The organism is Pseudomonas sp. NBB, assembly GCF_032701105.1.
Lineage (GTDB): Bacteria > Pseudomonadota > Gammaproteobacteria > Pseudomonadales > Pseudomonadaceae > Aquipseudomonas > Aquipseudomonas asiatica.
In genome coordinates, this window is record NZ_CP103994.1 from 4,773,443 (window position 1) to 4,797,183 (window position 23,741).

22 protein-coding genes and 1 pseudogene are annotated in these 23,741 nt (G+C 62.9%); 10 read left to right on the top strand and 13 right to left on the bottom strand.

Annotated elements, in window-relative coordinates; genetic code table 11:
- The first annotated feature begins 30 nt into the window (after positions 1–30).
- The 4 genes from lon to cmoB all read left to right on the top strand — a co-directional run bounded on the left by lon (position 31) and on the right by cmoB (position 4,858).
- Positions 31–2,451: an endopeptidase La gene (gene lon, locus NY023_RS22090; protein ID WP_013973986.1), complete on the top strand. Its 2,421-nt coding sequence runs from the start codon at positions 31–33 to the stop codon at positions 2,449–2,451.
- A 170-nt stretch (positions 2,452–2,621) separates the two neighbouring features.
- Positions 2,622–3,014: a protease inhibitor I42 family protein gene (locus NY023_RS22095; RefSeq protein ID WP_013973987.1), complete on the top strand. Its 393-nt coding sequence runs from the start codon at positions 2,622–2,624 to the stop codon at positions 3,012–3,014.
- Positions 3,015–3,161: 147 nt separating this feature from the next.
- Positions 3,162–3,905: a carboxy-S-adenosyl-L-methionine synthase CmoA gene (cmoA, locus tag NY023_RS22100; protein ID WP_013973988.1), complete on the top strand. Its 744-nt coding sequence runs from the start codon at positions 3,162–3,164 to the stop codon at positions 3,903–3,905.
- Positions 3,902–4,858, top strand: coding sequence for a tRNA 5-methoxyuridine(34)/uridine 5-oxyacetic acid(34) synthase CmoB (gene cmoB, locus NY023_RS22105; RefSeq protein WP_013973989.1), 957 nt, complete (start codon positions 3,902–3,904; stop codon positions 4,856–4,858). The genes cmoA and cmoB overlap by 4 nt, the downstream gene beginning before the upstream one ends.
- Positions 4,859–4,927: 69 nt before the next feature.
- On the opposite strand, the gene NY023_RS22110 is transcribed toward cmoB, so the two are convergent.
- Positions 4,928–5,131: a hypothetical protein gene (locus NY023_RS22110; RefSeq protein ID WP_013973990.1), complete on the bottom strand. Its 204-nt coding sequence runs from the start codon at positions 5,129–5,131 to the stop codon at positions 4,928–4,930.
- Between the two features lie 349 nt (positions 5,132–5,480).
- Between NY023_RS22110 and NY023_RS22115 the strand changes: the two genes are divergently transcribed.
- Together NY023_RS22115 and NY023_RS22120 are read left to right on the top strand one after the other, a co-directional pair.
- Complete coding sequence (locus NY023_RS22115; protein WP_003258489.1) at positions 5,481–6,155, top strand: heavy metal response regulator transcription factor; 675 nt, start codon at positions 5,481–5,483, stop codon at positions 6,153–6,155.
- On the top strand, positions 6,152–7,534 hold the full coding sequence (locus tag NY023_RS22120) for a heavy metal sensor histidine kinase (protein ID WP_013973991.1): 1,383 nt from the start codon (positions 6,152–6,154) through the stop codon (positions 7,532–7,534). The genes NY023_RS22115 and NY023_RS22120 overlap by 4 nt, the downstream gene beginning before the upstream one ends.
- Before the next feature lie 127 nt (positions 7,535–7,661).
- Here the strand turns inward: NY023_RS22120 and pdxJ are convergent, their stop codons facing one another.
- From pdxJ to lepA, 6 genes are all read right to left on the bottom strand, one after another.
- Entirely contained in the window at positions 7,662–8,384 is a 723-nt protein-coding gene (gene pdxJ, locus NY023_RS22125; RefSeq protein ID WP_013973992.1) for a pyridoxine 5'-phosphate synthase, read from the bottom strand.
- Positions 8,385–8,445: 61 nt separating this feature from the next.
- Positions 8,446–9,129, bottom strand: a complete 684-nt coding sequence (gene recO, locus NY023_RS22130; RefSeq protein ID WP_013973993.1) for a DNA repair protein RecO — start codon at positions 9,127–9,129, stop codon at positions 8,446–8,448.
- 124 nt (positions 9,130–9,253) lie between these two features.
- Entirely contained in the window at positions 9,254–10,156 is a 903-nt protein-coding gene (gene era, locus NY023_RS22135) for a GTPase Era (RefSeq protein WP_015271595.1), read from the bottom strand.
- Positions 10,149–10,838: a ribonuclease III gene (gene rnc, locus NY023_RS22140; protein ID WP_003258487.1), complete on the bottom strand. Its 690-nt coding sequence runs from the start codon at positions 10,836–10,838 to the stop codon at positions 10,149–10,151. Before rnc ends, era begins: the two co-directional genes overlap by 8 nt.
- A 161-nt stretch (positions 10,839–10,999) precedes the next feature.
- Positions 11,000–11,854, bottom strand: a complete 855-nt coding sequence (gene lepB / locus NY023_RS22145) for a signal peptidase I (RefSeq protein ID WP_003258486.1) — start codon at positions 11,852–11,854, stop codon at positions 11,000–11,002.
- 5 nt (positions 11,855–11,859) lie between these two features.
- Positions 11,860–13,659, bottom strand: coding sequence for a translation elongation factor 4 (lepA, locus tag NY023_RS22150; RefSeq protein ID WP_013973995.1), 1,800 nt, complete (start codon positions 13,657–13,659; stop codon positions 11,860–11,862).
- A 202-nt stretch (positions 13,660–13,861) separates the two neighbouring features.
- On the opposite strand from lepA, the gene NY023_RS22155 reads away from it, so the two are divergent.
- Positions 13,862–15,055: a hypothetical protein gene (locus NY023_RS22155; protein WP_144084447.1), complete on the top strand. Its 1,194-nt coding sequence runs from the start codon at positions 13,862–13,864 to the stop codon at positions 15,053–15,055.
- Positions 15,056–15,132: 77 nt separating this feature from the next.
- Here NY023_RS22155 and NY023_RS22160 read toward each other — a convergent pair whose 3' ends face one another.
- The 4 genes and pseudogenes from NY023_RS22160 to rpoE form a co-directional block, all read right to left on the bottom strand.
- Positions 15,133–16,533, bottom strand: a complete 1,401-nt coding sequence (locus NY023_RS22160) for a DegQ family serine endoprotease (protein ID WP_013973997.1) — start codon at positions 16,531–16,533, stop codon at positions 15,133–15,135.
- A 222-nt stretch (positions 16,534–16,755) separates the two neighbouring features.
- Entirely contained in the window at positions 16,756–17,718 is a 963-nt protein-coding gene (locus tag NY023_RS22165) for a MucB/RseB C-terminal domain-containing protein (RefSeq protein ID WP_013973998.1), read from the bottom strand.
- Positions 17,719–17,730: 12 nt separating this feature from the next.
- On the bottom strand, positions 17,731–18,321 hold the full coding sequence (locus tag NY023_RS22170) for a sigma-E factor negative regulatory protein (RefSeq protein WP_013973999.1): 591 nt from the start codon (positions 18,319–18,321) through the stop codon (positions 17,731–17,733).
- Positions 18,322–18,352: 31 nt separating this feature from the next.
- Positions 18,353–18,912 (bottom strand): annotated as a pseudogene (rpoE, locus tag NY023_RS22175) (RNA polymerase sigma factor RpoE).
- 434 nt (positions 18,913–19,346) lie between these two features.
- Here rpoE and nadB point away from each other — a divergent pair.
- Complete coding sequence (gene nadB, locus NY023_RS22180; protein WP_013974000.1) at positions 19,347–20,951, top strand: L-aspartate oxidase; 1,605 nt, start codon at positions 19,347–19,349, stop codon at positions 20,949–20,951.
- Positions 20,952–21,069: 118 nt separating this feature from the next.
- Here nadB and NY023_RS22185 read toward each other — a convergent pair whose 3' ends face one another.
- Positions 21,070–21,528 carry a protein YgfX gene (locus NY023_RS22185; RefSeq protein WP_013974001.1) on the bottom strand — a complete coding sequence of 153 codons (459 nt, stop codon included), beginning with the start codon at positions 21,526–21,528 and terminating at the stop codon, positions 21,070–21,072.
- On the bottom strand, positions 21,512–21,766 hold the full coding sequence (locus NY023_RS22190; protein ID WP_003252043.1) for a succinate dehydrogenase assembly factor 2: 255 nt from the start codon (positions 21,764–21,766) through the stop codon (positions 21,512–21,514). Before NY023_RS22190 ends, NY023_RS22185 begins: the two co-directional genes overlap by 17 nt.
- A 133-nt stretch (positions 21,767–21,899) precedes the next feature.
- On the opposite strand from NY023_RS22190, the gene NY023_RS22195 reads away from it, so the two are divergent.
- Positions 21,900–22,841 (top strand): YgfZ/GcvT domain-containing protein, encoded by a 942-nt coding sequence (locus tag NY023_RS22195; protein WP_013974002.1) that lies wholly within the window; start codon positions 21,900–21,902, stop codon positions 22,839–22,841.
- A gap of 55 nt (positions 22,842–22,896) precedes the next feature.
- Positions 22,897–23,703, top strand: a complete 807-nt coding sequence (locus NY023_RS22200; RefSeq protein WP_013974003.1) for an HDOD domain-containing protein — start codon at positions 22,897–22,899, stop codon at positions 23,701–23,703.
- Positions 23,704–23,741: the final 38 nt, after the last annotated feature.

The following is a 23,741-nucleotide window of genomic DNA, read 5'->3' on the forward strand; positions in this document are numbered from 1 at the left end:
AAGCACCATAGTCATTCACGCAGGTGCCCCATGAGCGACCAGCAGGATTTCCCGGAACATCCCGACGAACACAGCGAAGTCGAACACACCACACCCCAGGCCGAAACCGGCCACGCCCTCGCCCTGCCCGGCCAGCAGCTGCCGGACAAGGTCTACGTGATCCCGATCCACAACCGTCCGTTCTTCCCGGCCCAGGTGCTGCCGGTCATCGTCAATGAAGACCCTTGGGCAGAAACCCTGGACTTGGTAGCCAAGTCGCCGGACCACAGCCTGGCCCTGTTCTTCATGGATACCCCGCCAGAAGACCACCGCCACTTCGATACCTCGGCGCTGCCGCAGTACGGCACGCTGGTAAAGGTGCACCACGCCAGCCGCGAAAACGGCAAGCTGCAGTTCGTCGCCCAGGGCCTGACCCGGGTGCGCATCCGTACCTGGCTCAAGCACCACCGCCCGCCGTACCTTGTAGAAGTCGAATACCCGCGCCAGCCCGCCGAGCCGACCGACGAGGTCAAGGCCTATGGCATGGCGCTGATCAACGCGATCAAGGAACTGCTGCCACTCAACCCGCTGTACAGCGAAGAGCTGAAAAACTACCTCAACCGCTTCAGCCCCAACGACCCCTCGCCGCTCACCGACTTCGCCGCCGCCCTCACCTCGGCCACCGGCAACCAGTTGCAGGAAGTGCTCGACTGCGTCCCCATGCTCAAGCGCATGGAAAAGGTCCTGCCGATGCTGCGCAAGGAAGTCGAGGTCGCGCGCCTGCAGAACGAGATCTCGGCCGAAGTCAACCGGCAGATCGGCGAGCACCAGCGCGAGTTCTTCCTCAAGGAACAGCTCAAGGTCATACAGCAGGAGCTGGGCCTGACCAAGGACGACCGCAGCGCCGACCTGGAGCAGTTCGAGCAGCGCCTCGAGGGCAAGACCCTGCCGGACCAGGCGCGCAAGCGCATCGACGAAGAGATGGGCAAGCTGGCCATCCTCGAAACCGGCTCGCCCGAATACGCCGTCACCCGCAACTACCTGGACTGGGCAACCGCCCTGCCCTGGGGTGTGTACGGCAAGGACAAGCTCGACCTCAACCACGCGCGCAAGGTCCTCGACCAGCACCACGCCGGCCTCGATGACATCAAGGAGCGCATTCTCGAGTTCCTTGCCGTGGGCGCCTGGAAAGGCGAGATCAGCGGCTCGATCGTGCTGCTGGTGGGCCCGCCCGGGGTAGGCAAGACCAGCATCGGCAAATCCATCGCCGAATCGCTCGGCCGGCCGTTCTACCGTTTCAGTGTCGGCGGCATGCGTGACGAGGCCGAGATCAAGGGCCATCGCCGCACCTACATCGGCGCCCAGCCCGGCAAGCTGGTGCAGGCCCTGAAGGACGTCGAAGTGATGAACCCGGTGATCATGCTCGACGAGATCGACAAGATGGGCCAGAGCTATCAGGGCGACCCGGCTTCAGCGCTGCTGGAAACCCTGGACCCGGAGCAGAACGTCGACTTCCTCGACCACTACCTCGACCTGCGCCTGGACCTGTCCAAGGTGCTGTTCGTGTGCACCGCCAACACCCTGGACTCGATCCCCGGGCCGTTGCTCGACCGCATGGAAGTGATCCGCCTGTCCGGCTATATCACCGAAGAGAAACTGGCCATCGCCAAGCGCCACCTGTGGCCAAAACAGCTGGAAAAGGCTGGCGTGGCCAAGACCAGCCTCGGCATCAGCGACAGCGCCCTGCGCGCGGTGATCGAAGGCTATGCCCGCGAAGCCGGGGTACGCCAATTGGAGAAACAACTGGGCAAGCTGGTGCGCAAGGCAGTGGTCAAGTTGCTGGACAACCCCGAAGCCAAGCTGAAGATCGGCACCAAAGACCTGGAAACTGCGCTCGGCATGCCCGTGTTCCGCAGCGAGCAGGTGCTGGCCGGCAAAGGTGTGATCACCGGCCTGGCCTGGACCAGCATGGGCGGCGCGACGCTGCCGATCGAAGCCACCCGCATCCACAGCCTCAACCGCGGCTTCAAGCTGACCGGCAAGCTGGGTGAGGTGATGAAAGAGTCGGCCGAAATCGCCTATAGCTACGTCAGCTCCAACCTCAAGCAGTTTGGTGGTGACCCTGGTTTCTTCAACGAAGCGTTCATTCACCTGCACGTGCCCGAAGGCGCCACGCCCAAGGACGGCCCGAGTGCCGGTATCACCATGGCCAGCGCCCTGCTATCGCTGGCCCGTGACCAGGCGCCGAAAAAAGGGGTGGCCATGACTGGCGAGCTGACCCTGACCGGGCAGGTCCTGCCGATTGGCGGTGTGCGCGAGAAGGTGATTGCAGCACGGCGGCAGAAGATCTTCGAGCTGATCTTGCCGGAGCCTAACCGTGGGGACTATGAGGAACTGCCGGACTACCTGCGCGAAGGCCTGACCGTGCATTTCGCCAAGCGCTTCGCCGACGTGGCCAAAGTCCTGTTCTAGCCAGCACCGGCCCCTTCGCGGGTAAACCCGCTCCCACAGGGATAGCGCAGGGCTTGAGCCCAGTGAGATCACTGTGGGAGCGGGTTTACCCGCGAAAGGGCCGGCACAGGCAACACAAATTTCCTCGATCATCGGTTATCCTCAGGCCATCGCCAGCCTCCGGAGCCAACATGACCGCCCCTCGTCTGCTCGTTCCCCTGAGCTTCGCCCTGATTTCCGCCTGCGCTCAACAGCCTACGCAACCCGTCGAACTGGACGCAGAAAGCGAATGCCCGACACGCCTGCAGGTTGGCCAGGTGCTGACACTGACCCTGCCCAGCAACCCATCCACCGGCTATCGCTGGCGCGTCGAAAACCCCGCCGCCAATGTACTGCGCAGCCTTGGCCCGGAGGTGTACAGCGCTCCCGAGGAGGAAGACCTGGTCGGCAATGCCGGTGTCTCCACCTGGCGCTACCAGGCCAGTGGTACCGGCGATGGCCAGTTGGTGCTTGTGTACCAGCAGCCGTGGGCCGCAGATATTGCGCCCGTACAAACCTTCGACTGCAAGATCATCGTCCGCTAAAGGCCGCAGCTCCGTCCCGGGCAACCTGAACGGCCACTTGTTAGGGGCAGAGGCCCCTCGGCGCCCCGCCCCTGAAGCGCTGCCATGGCAAGAATCGCGGCCTTTGGCTAAAATGCGCCTCCGTTTCACCCTGTATCGAGCCCTCCCGTGAGCAAACAACCCGACCGCCTTTTCGCCCAGCCCCTGGAGCAAGTGCCCGACTTCGTCTTCAACGAGGATGTGGTGCGCGTGTTCCCGGACATGATCAAGCGCTCGGTGCCAGGCTACCCGACCATCGTCGAGAACCTCGGCGTGCTGGCCGCGCGCTTCGCCCAGCCGCACACCGCGTTGTACGACCTCGGTGCCTCGTTGGGTGCCGTTACCCAGTCGCTGCGCCGCCATGTGCGCAGTGATGGCTGCCGGGTGATTGCCGTGGACAACTCCGCGGCGATGGTCGAGCGTTGCCGCCAGTACCTCACTGCCCAGGACTCGATGTTCCAGGAACTGCTGCCAGTGCAGGTGCTGGAAGCCGACATCCTGGCCCTGCCATTCGAGCCCGCCTCGGTGGTGGCGATGAACTTCACCCTGCAATTCGTCGCCCCCGACCAGCGTCTGGAACTGCTTGGCCGCATCCGCCAGGCGCTTTTGCCCGGTGGTGCGCTGATCCTCTCGGAAAAACTGCGCTTCGCCGATGCGGAACAGCAGGACCTGCTCAATGAACTGCACCTGGACTTCAAACGTGCCAATGGCTACAGCGAACTGGAAATTGCCCAGAAGCGCAGCGCCATCGAGAACGTGATGAAACCCGACACCCTCGAAGCCCACCAGGCACGCCTGCGTGCAGCCGGTTTCTCGAAGGTGGTGCCCTGGTTCCAATGCCTTAACTTCGCCTCGTTGATTGCCCTGCCATGATCGATCTGTCCCCCCTCGTCCGTCGCCTGGCGGGCACGCCCCTGGCTTCCTGGTCGCAAGGCCTGCAAGCGCAACTGGAAGCCAAGCTGGAGAAGGGTCACGGTGACCTCGACCGCTGGCGCGGTGCGCTGGAGGCCCTGCCCGCCCTACAGCCGAGCGAAGTCGACCTGGTCAACGGGCTGCGCCTGGACTGCGATTGCGACGACGCGACCCGCGCGCAGATGCATCAGGCACTGATGGGCCTGTCGCCTTGGCGCAAAGGCCCCTTCGACCTGTTCGGCGTGCATGTGGACACTGAATGGCGTTCGGACTGGAAATGGTCGCGGGTTGGACCGCACCTGGACCTCAAGGGCAAGCGCGTGCTCGACGTGGGCTGCGGCAACGGCTACTACCAGTGGCGCATGCTCGGTGCCGGTGCCGACATGGTGATTGGCGTCGATCCCAACTGGCTGTTCTTCTGCCAGTTCCAGGCCGTCCAGCAATACCTGCCAGAGCTGCCCGCCTGGCACCTGCCGTTCGCCCTGGAAGACCTGCCGGCCAACCTTGAAGGTTTCGACACGGTATTTTCCATGGGGGTGTTCTATCACCGTCGCTCGCCCATCGAGCACCTGCTGGCGCTGAAGGACTGCCTGGTAAAAGGCGGGGAACTGGTGCTGGAAACCCTGGTGATCGAGGGTGACGAAAACCAGGTACTGGTACCTGAGGACCGCTATGCACAGATGCGCAACGTCTGGTACCTGCCGTCGGTACCGGCCTTGGAGCGCTGGTTGCGCCGCGCCGGTTTCAGCGATGTGCGATGCGTCGACGTGAGCGTGACCAGCGTCGAGGAACAGCGCAGCACCGAGTGGATGCGCTACCAGTCGTTGGGCGATTTCCTTGACCCGAACGACCACAGCAAGACCATCGAAGGCCTGCCGGCTCCACGCCGCGCCACCCTGCTGGCACGCAAATGAAAAAGGCGCCCGGTTGGGCGCCTGAATATACCTGCGCCGAGGAGCTGTCGCGGCGCAGGTGGTGTTACCTCAATCCTTGGCCAACTCGCGGGCCTTCTCCTGTGCCTTGCGCTCACGCTCTGCGACGGCCTGTTGCTTGTCGTCGTACAGGCGCTGCTGGTCTTCGCGGAACGCTTGCCAGAATTGTTTCGAACGTTCCGCACCGCCCTCGGCGTGAACACTGGCGCTGCCCAGGGCAAGGGTGGCCAACAGCAGGAATTTGGTCAGGTTCATCGTGGTTGCCTCGTGATAACCGATCAGACAGGGCCATCCTAGCGAGGGCCAGCTAACGGCAAGGTGAGGCGGGGATTACAGTCTTGCAATGTGGCCCTGTGTTGTCTGTGCTGGCCCCTTCGCGGGTAAACCCGCTCCCACAGGAACTGCAGGGATTTCAGCGTCTGTGAAAATCCTGTGGGAGCGGGTTTACCCGCGAAAGGGCCACAACAGACAGCCAGATAACAGCAGGATTACAAATCCGTTATCTGCGCCGCGCGCCTTTTCGCATGCCGTACCATCCTGCGCCTTGACCCTGATGCCACTACAGGGTCGAGAATCGCCCCCTTTCATCACACCGAGCCCATCCATGCGTCTACTGATCATCGAGGACGAACTGCGCACCGCCGACTACCTGCAGCAGGGCCTGCGCGAGAACGGCTACGTGGTCGACTGCGCCCACACCGGCACCGATGGCCTGCACCTGGCCCGCCAGCAGCCCTACGACCTGGTCATCCTCGACGTCAACCTGCCCGAGCTCGATGGCTGGACCGTGCTGCAGCGGCTGCGCGCCGAATCGGCCACGCGCATCATGATGCTGACCGCCCATGGCCGCCTGGCCGACCGGGTCAAGGGCCTGGACCTGGGTGCCGACGATTACCTGCTCAAGCCCTTCGAGTTTCCGGAACTGCTCGCCCGTATCCGCAGCCTGCTGCGCCGCAACGACCAGCAACTGCAGCCCAGCACCCTGCGCGTTGCAGATCTGGAGCTGGACCCCGGCCGCCACCGTGCCTACCGCGCCGGGCAGCGTATCGACCTGACCGCCAAGGAATTCGCCCTGCTGCACCTGCTGATGCGTCAGACCGGCGAGGTGCTGTCGCGCACCCAGATCATCTCGCTGGTGTGGGACATGAATTTCGACTGCGACACCAATGTGGTCGAGGTTTCGATCCGGCGCCTGCGGGCCAAGATCGACGACCCGTTCGACAACAAGCTGATCCATACCCTGCGTGGCGTCGGCTACGTGCTCGAGGCACGCTTTTGAAAAACGCCAGCCTGTCACTGCGACTGGGCCTGAGCGTGACGCTGATGGGCGCCGCACTGGTACTGCTGCTGGCCTGCCTGGCCGTGTTCGCCCTCGATCACGAACTGGACAGCCGCGCACGCAAGGACCTGGCGCGCAAGATGCTGCAGGTCGAGCACAACCTGCGCGTCGACCTGCGTAGCGAAGACCTGGGCAGCCGCGCCCATCCCTTGCTCGACCTGGTGATGGGGCATGACAACCTCAGCCTCAGCGTGCTGGCCCTCGAAGGCCGCCATCCGCACCTGCTCAGCCTGGGGCCAGCGCTGGAATCACAGGTAGGCGATCTGCGCACCGATGCCCGTCTGGCCTTTCATGCGTGGCGCGACAGCAATGGCAACCAGATACTCACCGTGACCCAGCTGATGCGCCTGCGCGACGACACCCCGGTCAAGGTGATGATGTCGCTCAACCGCGCCGACGACAACGCCCTGCTGCAGGCCTACCTGCACTCCACCTTGCTCGCGCTGCCGTTGCTGCTGTTGCTGATCGGGGCCGGTGCCTGGTGGCTGATGCAGCGCGGCCTGAGGCCACTGCGGCACTTCCGGCGCATCGCCGGGCGGGTGTCGGCCCAGGACCTGCAACATCGCCTTCCCGCTACCGGCCTGCCGCTGGAACTGGCAGAGCTGGCCAGCAGCATCAACGTGATGCTCGACCGCCTCGATCAGGGCGTCAGCCAGCTGTCGCAGTTTTCCGATGATCTGGCCCATGAACTGCGCACACCGTTGAGCAACCTGATGGGCAAGGCGCAAGTGACGCTGGCCCGCGAACGGGACAACGCGAATTACCGCGGAGTGCTGGAAGACAGCATCGAAGAACTGACTCGGCTCAACCGCATCATCAATGACATGCTGTTTCTCGCCCAGGTCAGCCAACCCCAGGCCCAGGTCGCGCTCAAGCCCATGGCATTGGCCGACGAGACGGCGCGGGTTGTCGAGCTGTTTGCGTTCAGTGCCGAGCTGAAAGGGGTTGAGTTGCGTGTGCAAGGCTGGGGGACGGCGCAGGGTGATCGGCTGATGTTTCAGCGGGCACTGTCGAACCTGTTGAGCAATGCCATTCGGCACTGCCCGGATGGCAAGCCTGTGGAACTACGTATCGAGCGCGTGAGCAGCGAAGTTCGGCTTTCGGTGGAAAACCAGGGGCCTGGTATTGCTGAAGAACACCAGTCGCGCTTGTTCGAGCGATTTTACCGGGTGGGCTCGGGGCGCTCGCGGCTGGAGGGAGGGACCGGGTTGGGGCTGGCGATCGTGAAATCGATCATGCAGTTGCATGGCGGGCGGGTCGAGGTCAGCAGCAGGCCCTTGGGGCCTACCCGGTTTACCCTTGTGTTTCCTGCCGAGTAATACATCGCTTGTGCCGGCCTCTTCGCGGGTAAACCCGCTCCCACAGAAATTGCACAAGCCTCAAGGCCTGTGGGGTACCTGTGGGAGCGGGTTTACCCGCGAATAGGCCGGTACAGGCGACCAACGATTAGCGCGAAGCCGCCACGATCAGCGCCTTCATCTCGGCCACAGCAGCCTTGAAGCCGACGAACAGCGCATGCGCCACCAGCGCATGACCGATGTTCAGCTCATTGATGCCCTTGATCGCCGCCACCGCCTCCACGTTGTGGTAGTGCAGCCCGTGGCCGGCGTTGACGATCAGCCCCTGCCCCACGCCAAACGCCACGCCATCGACGATACGCTTGAGTTCCTCGGCCACTTCGGTCGGGGTTTCGGCATCGGCGTAACGCCCTGTGTGCAGTTCGATGGCAGGCGCACCAACGCGACGCGACGCCTCGATCTGCCGCTCGTCGGCATCGATGAACAGCGACACTTCGGCACCGGTACGCGACAGCCGCTCAACCGCAGCCTTGATTCGTGCCTCCTGGCCCGCCACGTCAAGGCCGCCTTCGGTGGTCAGTTCCTGACGGGTTTCGGGTACCAGGCAAATGTGCGCCGGGCGGATCTTCTCGGCAAAGACCATCATCTCTTCGGTGACGCCCATCTCGAAGTTCATGCGCGTCTGCAGCACGTCCTTCAGCAGCACCACATCACGCTCCTGGATGTGCCGGCGGTCTTCACGCAGATGCACGGTGATGCCATCGGCGCCCGCTTCCTCGGCATCCAGGGCAGCCTTGACCGGATCGGGGTAACGCGTGCCCCGGGCCTGGCGCAGGGTCGCCACGTGGTCGATGTTTACGCCGAGAAGCATGCGGTTGCTGTGAGTCACGAAAGGCTCTCCTGAAGATTGAGCCCCACAGCATACGTCGTGATCAGCGCTTGCGAAACAGTTCGCGGCTGACCAGTGGTTTTGCCCCCAGGTGAACCGCCAGTGCCTGGCGCATCAGGCGCTTGGCGGCGAGCAAGGCACCTGGGGCATCCCAGTCGGCTTCGGCCAGGGCCAGCAGTTCGGTGCCGCGGAACAGCCCGGGTTGCACCAGCTCGACCCGCTCCAGGCCGGCATCCACACGCAAGCGGTACAGGCCTTCACCCGCGATCGGCTGGTCATTGACGTCGTGGTGCAACGAAAACGCATAACCGAGTTCGTCCAGCAGCCGCCATTCAAAGGAGCGCAGCAGCGGCTCCAGCGGGCGACCGGCGGCCAAGGCCTGCAAGGTCAGGGTGTAGTGCTCGAACAGCGCCGGGAAAGGCGCTTCGGCGGGCAGCAGGCGCATGAGCAGTTCGTTGAGGTACAACCCGCTGAACAGGGCATCGCCATGCAGCCAGGCGGCGATGCCAGCGCTGTCCATGCGCCCGACATTCTTCAGCTCGCCACGCCCGCGCAGCTCCAGTTCCAGCGGCACGAACGGCCGCACCAGGCTGCCACCCTTGCCACGCGCACGGCGCAGCACGGCACGCATGCGGCCCTGCGGGGTGAAGAAGTCCACCAGCGCGCTGGTTTCCTTGTAGGCACGGCTGTGCAGCACGTAGGCTGGCTGGCCGACAGGTTGTTCCATAAACGTTCTCTAAATGCCCCAGACAACTGTGGGAGCGGGTTTACCCGCGAATGCGATGGTGAACCCACTGACGCATTCGCGGGTAAACCCGCTCCCACAGAGTAACCTGAGCCGTCAGGCGAATTTACAGGTCGCCGTAGCCCAGCGAGCGCAGGGCGCGCTCGTCATCGGACCAGCCGCCTTTCACCTTGACCCACAGGTTGAGCATGACCTTGGAGTCGAACAGCACCTCCATGTCCTTGCGCGCCTCGGAGCCGATGCGCTTGATGCGCTCGCCCTTGTCGCCAATGATGATCTTCTTCTGGCCATCGCGCTCGACCAGGATCAGCGCGTGGATGTGCAGCACGTGGCCCTGCTGCTTGAATTCTTCAATTTCCACGGTGATCTGGTACGGCAATTCCGCACCCAGCTGGCGCATGATCTTTTCGCGCACCAGTTCGGCGGCCAGGAAGCGGCTGCTGCGGTCGGTGATCTGATCTTCGGGGAAGAAGTGTTCGTTCTCGGGCAGGTGCTTGGCGATCTGTGCTTCCAGCGCCTGCAGGTTGTGCCCCTGCTGCGCGGAGATAGGCATCACTTCGGCGTTCGGCAACTGCTCCTGGAGCCATTGCAGGTGCGGGATCAGTTCGGCCTTCTCTTCCATGCGGTCGGTCTTGTTGACCGCGATGATCAGTGGGCCCGTCACGTACTGCACGCGCTCCAGCACCAGTTGGTCCTCGTCGGTCCATTTGGTGCGGTCGACCACGAAGATCACCACGTCGACGTCCTTCAGGGCCGCCGAGGCATTGCGGTTCATGTAGCGGTTCAAGGCCTTGTCATTGGCCTTGTGCATACCGGGGGTATCGACGTAGATCGCCTGCACGTCACCCTCGGTCTTGATGCCGAGCATGTTGTGGCGGGTGGTCTGCGGCTTGCGCGAGGTGATCGCCAGCTTCTGGCCGAGGATGTGGTTGAGCAGGGTCGACTTGCCCACGTTCGGGCGGCCGACAATGGCCACATAGCCGCAGCGGGTCGGGTTGCTATCAGTCATTGCCATTCTCCACGCCCAGGGCGATCAGTGCAGACGCGGCGGCGACTTGCTCGGCGATACGCCGGCTAACGCCCTGGCCACGGCTCTTGTTGTTCAGCAGCACCACTTCGCATTCGACGAAGAAGGTCCGGCAATGCGGTTCGCCCTGGATATCCACCACTTCGTAACGCGGCAGCTCACAGCTGCGCGACTGCAGGAACTCCTGCAGGCGGGTTTTCGGGTCCTTGTTGGTATCGACCAGGGTCAGGCCTTCGAATTCATCGGCCAGCCAGGCCAGCACGCGCTCCCGGGCCGTTTCCATGTCGGCGTCCAGGTAGATGGCGCCAATCAGCGCCTCCAGGGCGTCGGCCAGGATCGACTCGCGGCGGAAACCACCGCTCTTGAGCTCACCCGAGCCCAGGCGCAGGTGATCGCCCAGGTCGAAACCACGGGCCAGGCGGGCCAGGGTCTCACCCTTGACCAGCCGCGCGCGCAGGCGCGACAGCTGGCCTTCGCGGGCCTGCGGGAAGCGCTCGAACAGCGCTTCGCCGGCGACGAAGTTGAGAATGGCGTCACCGAGAAACTCCAGGCGCTCATTGTTGCGCCCGGCGTAGCTGCGATGGGTCAGTGCCAGGAGCATCTGGTCCTGGTTCTTGAAGGTATAACCGAGCTTTCGCTCCAGACGGGCAAGGGGAGCACTCATGCAGCCACCCGTTCGTTGTTCAACGCGTTGTTCAAATCAACATCCTGAAAGACTGTTTGGCTGTGGCCCGCCGCGATGTGCGACGAATCTCCCGATCCCTGAGAACACAGCCTATGTCAGAAATGCATTCGGCGCTGCCTGCAGGCCAGCGCCGATGGGTATCAATGGATCAGACCGACCCGCGACAGGTTGGGCAGGTGGCTGAGCTTGGGCTCTGGCCAGCTCATCCACACCGCGAAGGCCTTGCCGACGATGTTCCGGTCGGGAACCATGCCGTGCAGTTCCTTCGGGATGTTCGGGTCATCCCAGTAACGGCTGTCGTTGGAGTTGTCGCGGTTGTCGCCCATCATGAAGTAATGGCCTGCCGGCACGGTCCATTGCTGGTCCGGCGGCATGCGATAACGGCTCATTTCCTTGCGAATCAGGTGTTCGGCCTCGCCGAGCTTTTCCTTGTACAGCTCGGCGCTGCCCAAAGTGCCCGGCTCGGTGCCCACCAGTTGTTCGGCAATCGGCTGGCCGTTGACGAACAACCGCTTGTCGCTGGTGTAGCGCACCTGGTCGCCCGGCAGGCCGACCACACGCTTGATGTAGTTGACGTTCGGGTCGCTAGGGTAGCGGAACACCATCACATCACCGCGTTGCGGGTCACCCACCTCGATGACCTTCTTGTCGATCACCGGCAGGCGAATGCCGTACGAGAACTTGTTCACCAGGATGAAGTCGCCCACTTCCAGGGTCGGTTTCATCGACCCCGAAGGGATCTGGAACGGCTCGACCAGGAACGAACGCAGCACCAGCACGATGAACAGCACCGGGAAGAACGACTTGCCGTACTCGACCAGCAACGGCTCCTTGCCCAGGCGCTCGACCACCGCCATCTCGGGCTGGCTGACGCTGCCCTGGTAGTTGGCGATTGCCGCACGCCGGCGCGGGGCCAGGAACAGCAGGTCGATCAAGCCCAGCAGGCCGCAGACGAAGACGGCGATGACTAGCAACAGCGGGAAATTTAGCGACATAGGACCTAGCTATCCAACCTGAGCACGGCGAGGAAGGCTTCCTGTGGAATTTCCACGTTACCCACCTGTTTCATGCGTTTCTTACCGGCCTTCTGCTTCTCCAGCAGCTTCTTCTTACGGCTGACGTCGCCACCGTAGCACTTGGCCAGTACGTTCTTTCTGAGCGCCTTGACGGTTGTCCGCGCAATGATCTGGCCGCCGATAGCTGCCTGGATCGCCACGTCGAACATCTGCCGAGGGATCAGTTCCTTCATCTTTTCGGTCAACGCACGGCCCTTGTAGGCCGCGTTGTCGCGGTGCACGATCAATGCCAAGGCATCGACCTTGTCGCCGTTGATCAGTACGTCCAGCTTGACCAGATTGGCCGACTGGTAGCGATCGAAATGATAGTCCAGCGAAGCATAGCCGCGGCTGGTGGACTTGAGGCGGTCGAAGAAGTCCAACACCACTTCGTTCATCGGCAGGTCGTAGCGCACCTGCACCTGGCTACCGAGGAACTGCATGTCGCGCTGCACGCCACGCTTCTCGATGCACAGGGTGATGACGTTACCCAGGTGCTCCTGCGGCACCAGGATGGTGGCGGTGACGATCGGCTCGCGGAAATCGGCGACCGCCGAGACGTCCGGCAGCTTCGACGGGTTGTCGACGGTGATGGTCTCGCCGGTTTTCAGTTCCAGCTCATAGATCACGCTTGGCGCGGTGGTGATCAGGTCCAGGTCGTATTCGCGCTCCAGGCGCTCCTGGATGATCTCCATGTGCAGCATGCCGAGGAAGCCGCAACGGAAGCCGAAGCCCAGGGCGTCGGAGCTTTCCGGCATGTATTGCAGCGACGAGTCGTTCAGCGTCAGCTTCTGCAGCGCATCGCGGAAATCCTCGAAGTCGTCGGAGCTGACCGGGAACAGGCCGGCGTAGACCTGCGGCTGAATCTTCTTGAAGCCTGGCAGCACTTCGACCTCAGGGGTCGCGGACAGGGTCAGGGTGTCACCGACCGGGGCACCGTGGATGTCCTTGATGCTGGCGATGATGAAGCCCACTTCGCCGGCCTTCAGGTCAGCGGTCTGGGTGTGCTTCGGGGTAAACACGCCCACGCTGTCGACCAGGTGCACCTTGCCGGTGGACTTGACCAGGATCTTGTCGCCTTTCTTGACGCGACCGTGTCGCACGCGCACCAGCGAGACCACGCCCAGGTAGTTGTCGAACCAGGAGTCGATGATCAGCGCCTGCAGCGGCGCCTCGATATCGCCTTCCGGCGCGGGAATGGTCTGCACCAGGCGCTCGAGCACTTCGTCCACGCCCATGCCGCTCTTGGCACTGCAGGCCACGGCGTCGGTGGCGTCGATGCCGATGATCTTCTCGATCTCGTCCTTGACGCGATCCGGATCGGCCTGGGGCAGGTCCATCTTGTTCAGTACCGGCATGACCTCAAGGCCCTGCTCGATGGCGGTATAGCAGTTGGCCACGGACTGGGCCTCGACGCCCTGGCCGGCATCCACCACCAGCAGTGCGCCCTCACAGGCCGCCAGCGAACGCGAGACTTCGTAGGTGAAGTCGACGTGGCCAGGAGTATCGATGAAGTTCAGCTGGTAGACCTTGCCGTCCTGCGCCTTGTAGTTGAGCGTGACGCTGTGGGCCTTGATGGTGATACCGCGCTCACGCTCCAGGTCCATGGAATCGAGCACCTGGGCTTCCATCTCGCGTGCCGACAGGCCACCGCACATCTGGATGAAACGGTCGGCCAGCGTCGACTTGCCATGGTCGATGTGGGCGATGATGGAGAAATTGCGGATATGACTCAAATCACTCACGGGTCAACACTCGAAAAGGCTGCGAGCCGGACGCCCGCCGAAAAATAGCCGGGAATTGTACCTTAAGCCGCAGCAGGCTGCCACGCCATCCAGCCGTTGGTGAACATGGTTGCCTGACAGAGGTGCTACCTGACATTTCTGCCAGTACTCACCGCATCGGGAGTCGACCATCCTTGCCAATCTCTCGAACAAGGTGACCAGCATGCCCGAACAACACATGACACCGGGGGATTACGACCCTGCATTTGGAATGAATGGCAGGGCCGAGCTCCCTTCGTTCCATGGCGCTTCAATAGGCCGAAACCTGACTGGCATGGCGCTACAAGGGAGCAGCCTGCTTGTCAGCGCGCTTGCCTTTGACTCCTCCGGGGGGCGTCATTTTGCCCTGACCCGCTTTACCGCAAACGGTTCAGTTGACAACGACTTTGCACAGGGCGGCGTGATCGTTGGCCGTTACGTGATCGACGAGCATGCATCGACTGAAGCGCTAACGGTACTGGCTGACCAACGCTTCACAGTGCTGGGATGGAGTGCCCCTACCTCGAATCTGCTGGCAAAGCCCAGGCTCACCTGTTACGACCGCGATGGCCGAGGAGGTGAACACCAGCTCCTGAGCGTGCCGCCGGATATGGGCATGGTGATTGGTAGCGGTCGCCTTACAAGCGATGGGCCATACCTCATGGTTTCCCTGAACCTCCAAAAGGCTCAAGGCGCGCGTGCCACGATGGCCAGGGTGTACCTGCGGGAACACTCCGGCCAGCCAGCAGCAGGGCTTCAGGAATTCATCGATATTCTACCGGACGCAGGCCAAATTGCTGTCGCCGGAATCGTTCAGTTGCCTGACGGGTTCGTGGTCAGCGGAACCCGCTCGCAGCAGGGGCAGCCCGCAGAAAGCTTTCTCGCTCGCTACCGCCACGACGGCGAGCTGGATTCAGCCTTCGGTGAAGGCGGCACAGTGTATTTCCGGGCTGAGGGTTTCGCTACCGAACTCAACGCGCTGCTAGCCAGGCCGGAAGGACAGCTGCTGGTCGCCGGTAAAGCGACAAACGGAGACAATTCATCACAAGCACTGCTCTGGCAGTTCGATGCCAGTGGCGCGAAGGACCCGACATTTAACGACGGTGCACCGATCCTGGACGACTCAGGCTTTACAGATTGGCGTGCAGTGGCCATCGATGGGCAACATCGGCTGTTTGCGTTCGGCCTGGGCAGGAGCCTGGAAAACCGTCGCTATCTTGCGGATGGCTCCATTGATACATCCTTCCGACCGATCAATGATCTTGTCGGCATTCCCGATGCCATGACTTGCCTGGACAACGGGCAGCGCACTGTGATCGGTTTCAACTCAACCGCAGTTGCTGGATACCTCGGCACGTTGATGTCCATTTTCAACTGAGCCCCCTGAATGACAAAGCCCGGCGCTCACGCACCGGGCCTGTCAAGCCGGACAATGCCTGCGAAGGCAACTACACCTTATTCAGCCAGCTTGAAGGTAATGAAGCTGGCACGGCCCTGACGCAGCACACGCATCGACACCGAACGGTTCTTCGGCAGTTCCTTGGCGATTTCGGTGAATTCCTTGGCCGAACCGATAGCCTGGTTGTTCAGGTGGCTGATCACGTCACCTGGACGCAGGCCGATCATCGCGGCCGGGCCATCCTGGACTTCCTTGATGAGCACGCCACCCTTGAGCTCCAGGGCTTTCTTCTGCTCGGCGGTCAGGTCGGCAACCGAGACGCCCAGGCGGTTGCTGCTACGCTCGGCGCTGCCTTCGGCGCCGGTACCGATGTCAGCGTCTTCGTCGGGCAGTGCGCCAACGCTGATGTCGAGGTTCTGGCGCTTGCCATTGCGGATGATCTCCAGTTTGGCCTTTTCGCCATCCTTGAGGCTGCCGACCAGATGCGGCAGGTCGGCCGACATGATGATCGGCTGGCCGTTCATGCTCAGGATCACGTCACCCACCTGCAGGCCGCCCTTGGCTGCAGGGCCGTTTTCCAGCACCTGGGCCACCAGGGCACCGGCCGGCTTGTCCAGGCCGAACGACTCAGCCAGGTCCTTGTTGACCTCCTGGATCACCACGCCCAGCCAGCCGCGGCTGACCTTGCCGTCTTTCTTCAGCTGATTGGAGACATCGATCGCCACATCGATCGGGATGGCGAACGAAAGGCCCATGAAACCACCGGAGCGGGTGAATATCTGCGAGTTGATACCCACTACTTCGCCATTCATGTTGAACAGCGGGCCGCCGGAGTTGCCGGGGTTGATGGCCACGTCCGTCTGGATGAACGGTACGTAGGTGTCATTGGGCAGGGTACGGCCCTTGGCACTGACGATACCTTTGGTCACCGAATGGTCAAAGCCGAACGGCGAACCGATGGCCAGCACCCACTCGCCCACCTTGAGCTTCTCGGAATCACCCAGCTTGACGGTCGGCAGGTTCTTGCCCTCGACCTTGAGCAGGGCCACGTCGGTGCGCGGGTCGGTGCCGACCAGTTTGGCCTGCAGCTCGCTGCGGTCCGACAGGCGGACGATGATCTCGTCGGCATCGGCTACCACGTGGTTGTTGGTCAGTACGTAACCATCACTGGAAATGATGAAGCCCGAACCCAGCGACTGGGCCTCGCGCTGGCGGTCGCCACGCGGTGAGCGCGGTTGCTGCGGCATGTTGCGCTCGAAGAACTCGCGGAACATCGGCGGCAGGCCTTCCAGGTCGGGCATCTGCCCGGCGGCCATGCGGCGGTCCGGCAGTTTCTGCTTGGTACTGATGTTGACCACGGCTGGCGAGGCCTGCTCGACCAGGGTCGTGAAGTCCGGCAGGGCTTCCTCGGCCTGGGCGCTGAGCACCTGGCCGAGCATCAGCACGGCGGCGAACATCGATAGGTAGGATTTCAAGCGTGGTATTGACATACGGCTCCCGTCACAACGAGCGGTAGTTTAGAAAGGCCCCTGCACAAAACAGGAAAGGCCAGGCTCCTAGAAGCCTGACCTATAGAAAATTTGCCGATGGATTGCAAATGACAATGCTTTAATTTCATTTCAGCGGCATGTCCGCACGCCTTGGCATGGCCTGCACGCCATGCCCGCAAATGCACGCCATCACTGGCGCGCCTGGCCATCCTGGGGGCGCATCGACAGCGCCACACGCTCTGCGGTACCCAGCGGAATCTCGCCGACCACAGTGACCATGACCTTGCCTTTGGGCGTGTTCAGCCGACGCGAGACCGCCGAGGTCGGGCCAAGCTGGGTGCGCATGTCGGTCCCGCCCTCATCCTTTACCGGCTCGAGGAACACCGAGAAGCGCGCCAGGCCATCGTCATACATCAGGCTGCTGACCGTGCTGTCATTCTTGGGGTCGCGGCGTACCGAGCTGTTGACCAGCTCGAAGCCGGGCGGCAGCCAGTCCGAACGCCAGCCGGCGACCGTGTCGTTGGCGGCAGCAGCCACATGCTGCACCGGCTTGCATGCAGCACTGGCGCGCAGGTCATCATCGCTGGGTGCGTCAGTATCGAGACGGGTCATCTGTAAGCGCTCCAGCAACTGCCCTTTGTCGTTGATCATCAACGAGCGCAGCGGCAGGCCAGTAGTGCGGTCCAGGTGCAATTCGAAGGCATAGCGGTGCTGGTCTCGCGGGGTGAGCGTCACGATCACGGCATCGCGCCCGGCGACCCGTGACTTGCCCGCCACGCTCAAGTCATACCAGCCCATCAGTTTCAGCGGATCAAGTACACGCTGCGTAGTGTTCGGGGGCGTCGTCACTCCACTGACCAAGGCCCCGCTGACGCACTCCACCTTGCCATCCACGCGCACGATCTCCTGAGCGGCACCATCGAGCTGCAACAGCCGCTCGCTGACCTTGCCGTCGTCGACCCTGTGCCAGATCTCGTGGGAAGAGAAACTGCCGTTCCGTTCGTAGACAAAAGAGCCTTGGTAGCTCTGCTTTTGCTCGGCCTGTGCCAGCTTGCTCAGCCACTCGCTCGCCTCGGGCGAAGAATTGGCCGCCAATGCTGGCACCGTCACGCAGCTGCCAATCAGCAGCGACAGGAGAGGTAGCGCGCGCATGATCCTCCTTACTTAACGGTTTTCCAGGCTGGCGGCGCGGGCATACGGCAATGCGGTTTCAGTGCCCTTGAGCGCAGATTCCTGGGCATGCTGGCGCAGGTAGCCTGGCAGACGCTGGTCCCAGCCGGCCTGGTTCTGCAGCACGCCGTTGGCCATCGGCCCGGTCGGTTGCTCACTGCTCTCACTATAGCCTGCCAAAACGGCAGGGCCTTGTGCTTGTGGCACACTCAGGCCTTGCTGGGCAGGTTGCTGGGCAGCAAGCTCGGCGCCAGTGATCTCGTCCTGGTTGTACATGCGCACACCGGCCAGCACGGCTACGGTGACCGAGGCAGCTACCGCCAGGCGGCCAATGCTGCGCCATGGCCCTTTCTTGGCCTTGGCCGGCACGGCTTCGTCAGCCAGCGCTGCAGACACCGCCGAGGCGATATCCAGGTTAGGCAGCAGCAGCTCCTTGTGCATGGCTGCGCGGGCAACCTGGTAACGCGACCAGGTGGCACGGGTTTCAGCATCGTCTACGGCGTTCAACACACGACGCAGTTCAAGCTCGTCCGCTTCGTTATCCATCACCGCGGACAGCGATTCCTGCAAAGCTTCACGACTCATGGCGGTTCCTCTCTTGGCTGTCGCCGCTGTCTCAGGTTTCCTGCAGCAAAGGTTGCAGGGCTTTGTCTATTGCCTCCCGAGCGCGGAAGATTCGAGAGCGCACGGTACCCACCGGACATTGCATGACACTGGCAATGTCTTCGTAACTCAGCCCGTCGAACTCGCGCAGGGTCAGCGCCGTGCGCAGGTCTTCAGGCAGTTGCTGGATGGTGCGATGGACAGTGCCTTCGATTTCATCCCGCAACAACGAGCGCTCTGGGGACTCGAGATCCTTGAGACCATGATCGCCGTCGTAAAACTCCGCATCCTCGGAGCTCACATCACTGTCTGGCGGCCGTCTTCCACGGGACACCAGGTAGTTCTTCGCCGTGTTGATGGCGATGCGGTACAGCCACGGAAGTTGCCAAGCGCACGGTAGGCCTTGATGAAGGCTTCCTGTGCTACATCCTGGGCCTCGTGGGTGTCGTGAACGAACCGCACGATCAACCCGAGAATCTTGTGCTGATACTTCAGCACCAACAGATCGAACGCTCGCCTGTCACCACGCTGAACGCGCTCGACAAGCTGCTGATCCTCTTCCTGGGTTAGCATGAACACTCCTCAGTGAACTCGAAGGAGCGTTGCATCAGCCATCGTTCAGGCTTGCAACCATAGACTCGGGCTTTGCGCAAAAGTTCTCCCCTCCAAGCAAGTTTCCTGCAGCCCTTGGTCGGCTTGCACGAAAGACGCGGCACGGTCACGGCCGGCTACGTCGATAATCAGGTTTCGAGTACGCAGGGACAGCCCGGACAGGCCTGCCGCCCTGCGTCGCCGCGGCAAGTTGTGGCGCGTGGGCAGCCTTCATAGGATTTCCGGCCATGTCGGAAAGTTCCCACAAAGGTTGTCGCGACCAGGCAAGTGGCATGGAAATTGGCCACCCGGGGCTGCTATAAAGGCAACCCGGCCAGCTTTTACGATAGTTTCACAATGCCATCGGCGCGTGACTATTGTGCCGCGCCCCTTCCAAAGAATACTAGTGTCCCGACATGAGCCAACAATTCCAACATGATGTCCTGGTGATCGGCAGCGGTGCCGCCGGTCTCAGCCTGGCACTGAACCTCCCCAGCCACCTTCGAGTCGCCGTACTCAGCAAGGGCGACCTGGCCAACGGCTCGACCTTCTGGGCCCAAGGCGGTGTCGCGGCGGTGCTGGACAATACCGATACCGTGCAGTCGCATGTCGAGGACACCCTCAATGCCGGCGGCGGCCTTTGCCATGAAGACGCCGTGCGCTTTACCGTCGAGCACAGCCGCGAGGCTATCGAGTGGCTGATCGAGCAAGGCGTGCCCTTTACCCGCGACGAGCACTACAGCGTCGACGACGGCGGCTTCGAGTTCCACCTGACCCGCGAAGGCGGGCATAGCCACCGGCGCATCATCCACGCCGCCGACGCCACCGGCGCAGCCATCTTCACCACGCTGCTGGAGCAGGCCCGCAAACGCCCGAATATCCAGTTGCTGGAGCAGCGCGTGGCGGTCGACCTGATCACCGAACGCCGCCTCGGCCTGCCCGGCGAGCGCTGCCTGGGTGCCTACGTGCTCGACCGCAACACCGGCGAGGTGGACACCTTCGGTGCGCGCTTCACCGTGCTGGCCACTGGCGGTGCGGCCAAGGTGTACCTGTATACCAGCAATCCCGACGGTGCCTGCGGCGACGGCATCGCCATGGCTTGGCGGGCTGGCTGCCGGGTGGCGAATCTGGAGTTCAACCAGTTTCACCCGACTTGCCTGTACCACCCACAGGCCAAGAGTTTCCTGATCACCGAAGCCCTGCGTGGCGAAGGTGCCCTGCTGCGCCTGCCCAATGGCGAACGCTTCATGCCACGCTTCGACCCGCGCGAAGAACTGGCGCCGCGCGACATCGTGGCCCGCGCCATCGACCACGAGATGAAGCGCCTGGGCGTGGACTGCGTATACCTGGATATCACCCACAAGCCGGTCGACTTCATCAAGAGCCACTTTCCCACCGTGTACGAGCGCTGCCTGGCCTTCGGCATCGACATCACCCGTCAGCCGATCCCGGTGGTGCCAGCGGCGCACTACACCTGCGGAGGGGTGATGGTCGACGACCGCGGCCACACCGACGTGCCGGGCCTGTATGCCATTGGCGAAACCAGCTTCACCGGCCTGCACGGCGCCAACCGCATGGCTAGCAACTCGCTGCTGGAATGTTTCGTCTATGGCCGTGCCGCCGCCGCCGACATCCAGGCGCACCTGGATGAGGTGACCATGCCCAAGGCCCTGCCCGGCTGGGACGCCAGCCAGGTCACCGACTCGGACGAGGACGTGATCATTGCGCACAACTGGGACGAACTGCGGCGCTTCATGTGGGACTACGTCGGCATCGTGCGAACCAGCAAGCGCCTTCAGCGAGCGCAGCACCGCATTCGCCTGCTGCTGGACGAAATCGACGAGTTCTACAGCAACTACAAAGTCAGCCGCGACCTGATCGAATTGCGCAACCTGGCGCAGGTGGCCGAGTTGATGATCCTGTCGGCCATGCAGCGCAAGGAAAGCCGCGGACTGCATTACACCCTGGATTACCCGGGGATGCTGGACGAGGCCAAGGACACCATTCTCAGCCCGATCTGAAATCGGCGTCGCGGCCTTCGCGGGCCCGCCCGCTCCCACAGGATTCCCACTGCCTTGCAGCCTTGCGCAGTACCTGTGGGAGCGGGCCAGCCCGCGAAGAAGTCAATTCGGTAGGGCTTTATGCCCGGCCCACCCCTGCCCACCTGCGCCGGCTGAATTTCAACTGCACCCGCAAGCGCCTGTGCTCATCAGCCCCCAGCGCATCCCGTGGCACGCATTGGCTCTCCCCCAACCAGCGCCCCGCCCGCACAAAGCGCAACACCACCAGCGCCGGCAACGCCACGCTGTCCCGGCACAAGCGCACCGGCTGCCAGCCACGGGCACGGCTGAACACCTGCCAGCCGCGCACATCACGGCGCAGGCCGACAACGGCATGCTCATGCGTCAGCAGAATACGTCGGGGAATGGCCCAGCCAGCGTGGGCAATACAGGCGGCGACAACTGCAAGGGCCGACCACCCGGGCAGCGGGCTCGCCCATACGGCGAACCACGCCAGTACCTGGCAACCCAGGTAGGCCGCCAGCAGCAGGCGCGAGCCTTGCCAGCGGCACTCGAAGCACTCACTTGGGCTGGACACGGTCCAGGATGATGCGGACCATGCGCTGCAGCTCCGGGTCTTCGGACTCGGTGCGCTCCATGAACCAGCCGAACATGTCCTGATCCTCGCAGCTCAACAGACGCACGTAGAGTTCGCGGTCGGTTTCGTTGAGCGTGGGGTAGACTTCCTGGGTGAAAGGCACCAGCAGTACGTCCAGTTCCAGCATGCCGCGGCGGCTGTGCCAGAAAAGCCGGTTGAGTTCAGTTTGTTCGACCATGGGGCCCTCCTCGAATGGCCCGCCAGTATACAGCCAGGCGAGCGAAGCGACACCGGGCGTTGGTCTAGTCAACTACCTATTTTGTTACCGGCGTTCTATGATGGCCGCCAGTCTTTAGCCACCGCGATGACCCATGGCCGATTCCGCTTTCTTCTGCCCCCTGTCCCACGAGGGCATCCTCGCCGTCCGCGGCTCCGATGCAGGCAAGTTCCTGCAAGGCCAGCTGACCTGCAACATCAACTACCTCAGCCCGGAACACGCCAGCCTCGGCGCCCGCTGCATGGTCAAGGGGCGCATGCAGTCGAGTTTCCGCATCCTGCCCGAAGGCAACGGCTACCTGCTGGCCATGGCCAGCGAGCTGCTCGACGCCCAGCTGGCCGACCTCAAGAAGTACGCCGTGTTCTCCAAGGCCACGCTGACCGATGAAAGCGCTGCCTGGGCACGCTTCGGCCTGCAAGGCGGCGATGCGGCGCTGCAGGCCCTGGGGCTCGATGTGCCTGCGGCAGCCGGTAGCACCGTGCGCCACGACGGGTTGATCGCCATCGCCGTGTCCGCCGACCGCGTTGAACTGTGGGTACCGGCAGACAACGCCGACCGCGTTCGCCAGGCGCTGGCCACCGCGCTGCCCGAAGGCAGCCTGGATAACTGGCTGCTGGGGCAGATTCGCGCCGGTATCGGCCAGGTCATGGGGCCGACCCGCGAGCTGTTCATCCCGCAGATGATCAACCTGCAGGCCGTCGACGGCGTCAGCTTCAAGAAAGGCTGCTACACCGGTCAGGAAATCGTTGCCCGCATGCAGTACCTGGGCAAGCTCAAGCGCCGCCAGTACCGCCTGGCACTGGACCAGCAGGCCATTCCGGCCCCGGGCGTCGAGATCTTCTCGCCCACCCATGGTTCGTCGGTCGGTGAAGTGGTCATTGCTGCCAGCAACGGCACAGGCTGCGAACTGCTCGCGGTGCTCAGCGCCGAAGCGGTGGAAGACGACAACCTGCACCTGGGCAGCCTCGAAGGCCAACGCCTGCAGGTGTTGACCCTGCCCTACGAACTGGACCGCGACCGGGAAATCCAGCGCTGACCAGCCTGCCCCGCCTACATGGCGGGGCCGCACCACCACTGCGGTAGACACGCCCATGAACAAGCTGGCCGAGATGGTTCAAGCACAGTTGCTCGATGCCATCGAAAAGGATGACCTGGTCCTGCCGACCCTGCCCGAGGTTGCCTTGAGCATCCGCGAGGCGGCGGAAGACAGCGAGATCAGCGTAGCGGCCCTGAGCAAGGTGATCGGTCGCGATGCGGCCCTTTCAGCGCGCCTGATCAAAGTCGTCAACAGCCCACTGCTGCGCGCGGCGGTCGAGGTCACCGACCTGCACACCGCCATCACGCGGCTGGGCATCAACTACAGCTGCAACCTGGCCATTGGCCTGGTGATCGAGCAGATTTTCCACGCACGGGCGCCGGCTGTGGAGCAGAAGTTACGCGATATCTGGGCCAACAGCCTGGATGTGGCGGGCATCAGCTACGAAATCTGCCGGCGCTTTACACAACTCAAACCCGACCAGGCCACCCTCGGCGGCCTGGTCAACCAGATTGGCGCGCTGCCGGTACTGATCTACGCCGAAGAGCACAACGAACTGCTGTCGGACCCAGTGTGCCTGCATTATGTGATCGAGCAGATCCAGCCAGTGCTGGGCGACAAGATCCTCAAGGCCTGGGAGTTTCCGGAGCAACTGGTCAACCTGCCGAGCCAGGTGCAGGACCTGGACCGGCAGACCGACAACATCGACTACATCGACATCGTGCAGATCGCCCGCTGCATCAGCCAGCGAGGCCGCCACCGACCGCTGGCGGCACTGCCGGCATACCGCCATCTGGGCCTGCCGTACGGCACCGAGCTTGAAGTGGGTGAACTGATCGAGGCGCGGAGCATGTTGCGCTGACCGACAGCGCCCTCTTCGCGGGTAAACCCGCTCCTACA

Coding starts and splice junctions, on each gene's coding strand:
- lon (WP_013973986.1), top strand. CDS start 31: ATGAGCGACCAGCAGGATTTCCCGGAACATCCCGACGAACACAGCGAA.
- NY023_RS22095 (WP_013973987.1), top strand. CDS start 2,622: ATGACCGCCCCTCGTCTGCTCGTTCCCCTGAGCTTCGCCCTGATTTCC.
- cmoB (WP_013973989.1), top strand. CDS start 3,902: ATGATCGATCTGTCCCCCCTCGTCCGTCGCCTGGCGGGCACGCCCCTG.
- NY023_RS22110 (WP_013973990.1), bottom strand. CDS start 5,131: ATGAACCTGACCAAATTCCTGCTGTTGGCCACCCTTGCCCTGGGCAGC.
- NY023_RS22115 (WP_003258489.1), top strand. CDS start 5,481: ATGCGTCTACTGATCATCGAGGACGAACTGCGCACCGCCGACTACCTG.
- pdxJ (WP_013973992.1), bottom strand. CDS start 8,384: ATGCTTCTCGGCGTAAACATCGACCACGTGGCGACCCTGCGCCAGGCC.
- recO (WP_013973993.1), bottom strand. CDS start 9,129: ATGGAACAACCTGTCGGCCAGCCAGCCTACGTGCTGCACAGCCGTGCC.
- era (WP_015271595.1), bottom strand. CDS start 10,156: ATGACTGATAGCAACCCGACCCGCTGCGGCTATGTGGCCATTGTCGGC.
- rnc (WP_003258487.1), bottom strand. CDS start 10,838: ATGAGTGCTCCCCTTGCCCGTCTGGAGCGAAAGCTCGGTTATACCTTC.
- lepB (WP_003258486.1), bottom strand. CDS start 11,854: ATGTCGCTAAATTTCCCGCTGTTGCTAGTCATCGCCGTCTTCGTCTGC.
- NY023_RS22155 (WP_144084447.1), top strand. CDS start 13,862: ATGCCCGAACAACACATGACACCGGGGGATTACGACCCTGCATTTGGA.
- NY023_RS22160 (WP_013973997.1), bottom strand. CDS start 16,533: ATGTTCGCCGCCGTGCTGATGCTCGGCCAGGTGCTCAGCGCCCAGGCC.
- NY023_RS22165 (WP_013973998.1), bottom strand. CDS start 17,718: ATGCGCGCGCTACCTCTCCTGTCGCTGCTGATTGGCAGCTGCGTGACG.
- NY023_RS22170 (WP_013973999.1), bottom strand. CDS start 18,321: ATGAGTCGTGAAGCTTTGCAGGAATCGCTGTCCGCGGTGATGGATAAC.
- nadB (WP_013974000.1), top strand. CDS start 19,347: ATGAGCCAACAATTCCAACATGATGTCCTGGTGATCGGCAGCGGTGCC.
- NY023_RS22190 (WP_003252043.1), bottom strand. CDS start 21,766: ATGGTCGAACAAACTGAACTCAACCGGCTTTTCTGGCACAGCCGCCGC.
- NY023_RS22195 (WP_013974002.1), top strand. CDS start 21,900: ATGGCCGATTCCGCTTTCTTCTGCCCCCTGTCCCACGAGGGCATCCTC.
- NY023_RS22200 (WP_013974003.1), top strand. CDS start 22,897: ATGAACAAGCTGGCCGAGATGGTTCAAGCACAGTTGCTCGATGCCATC.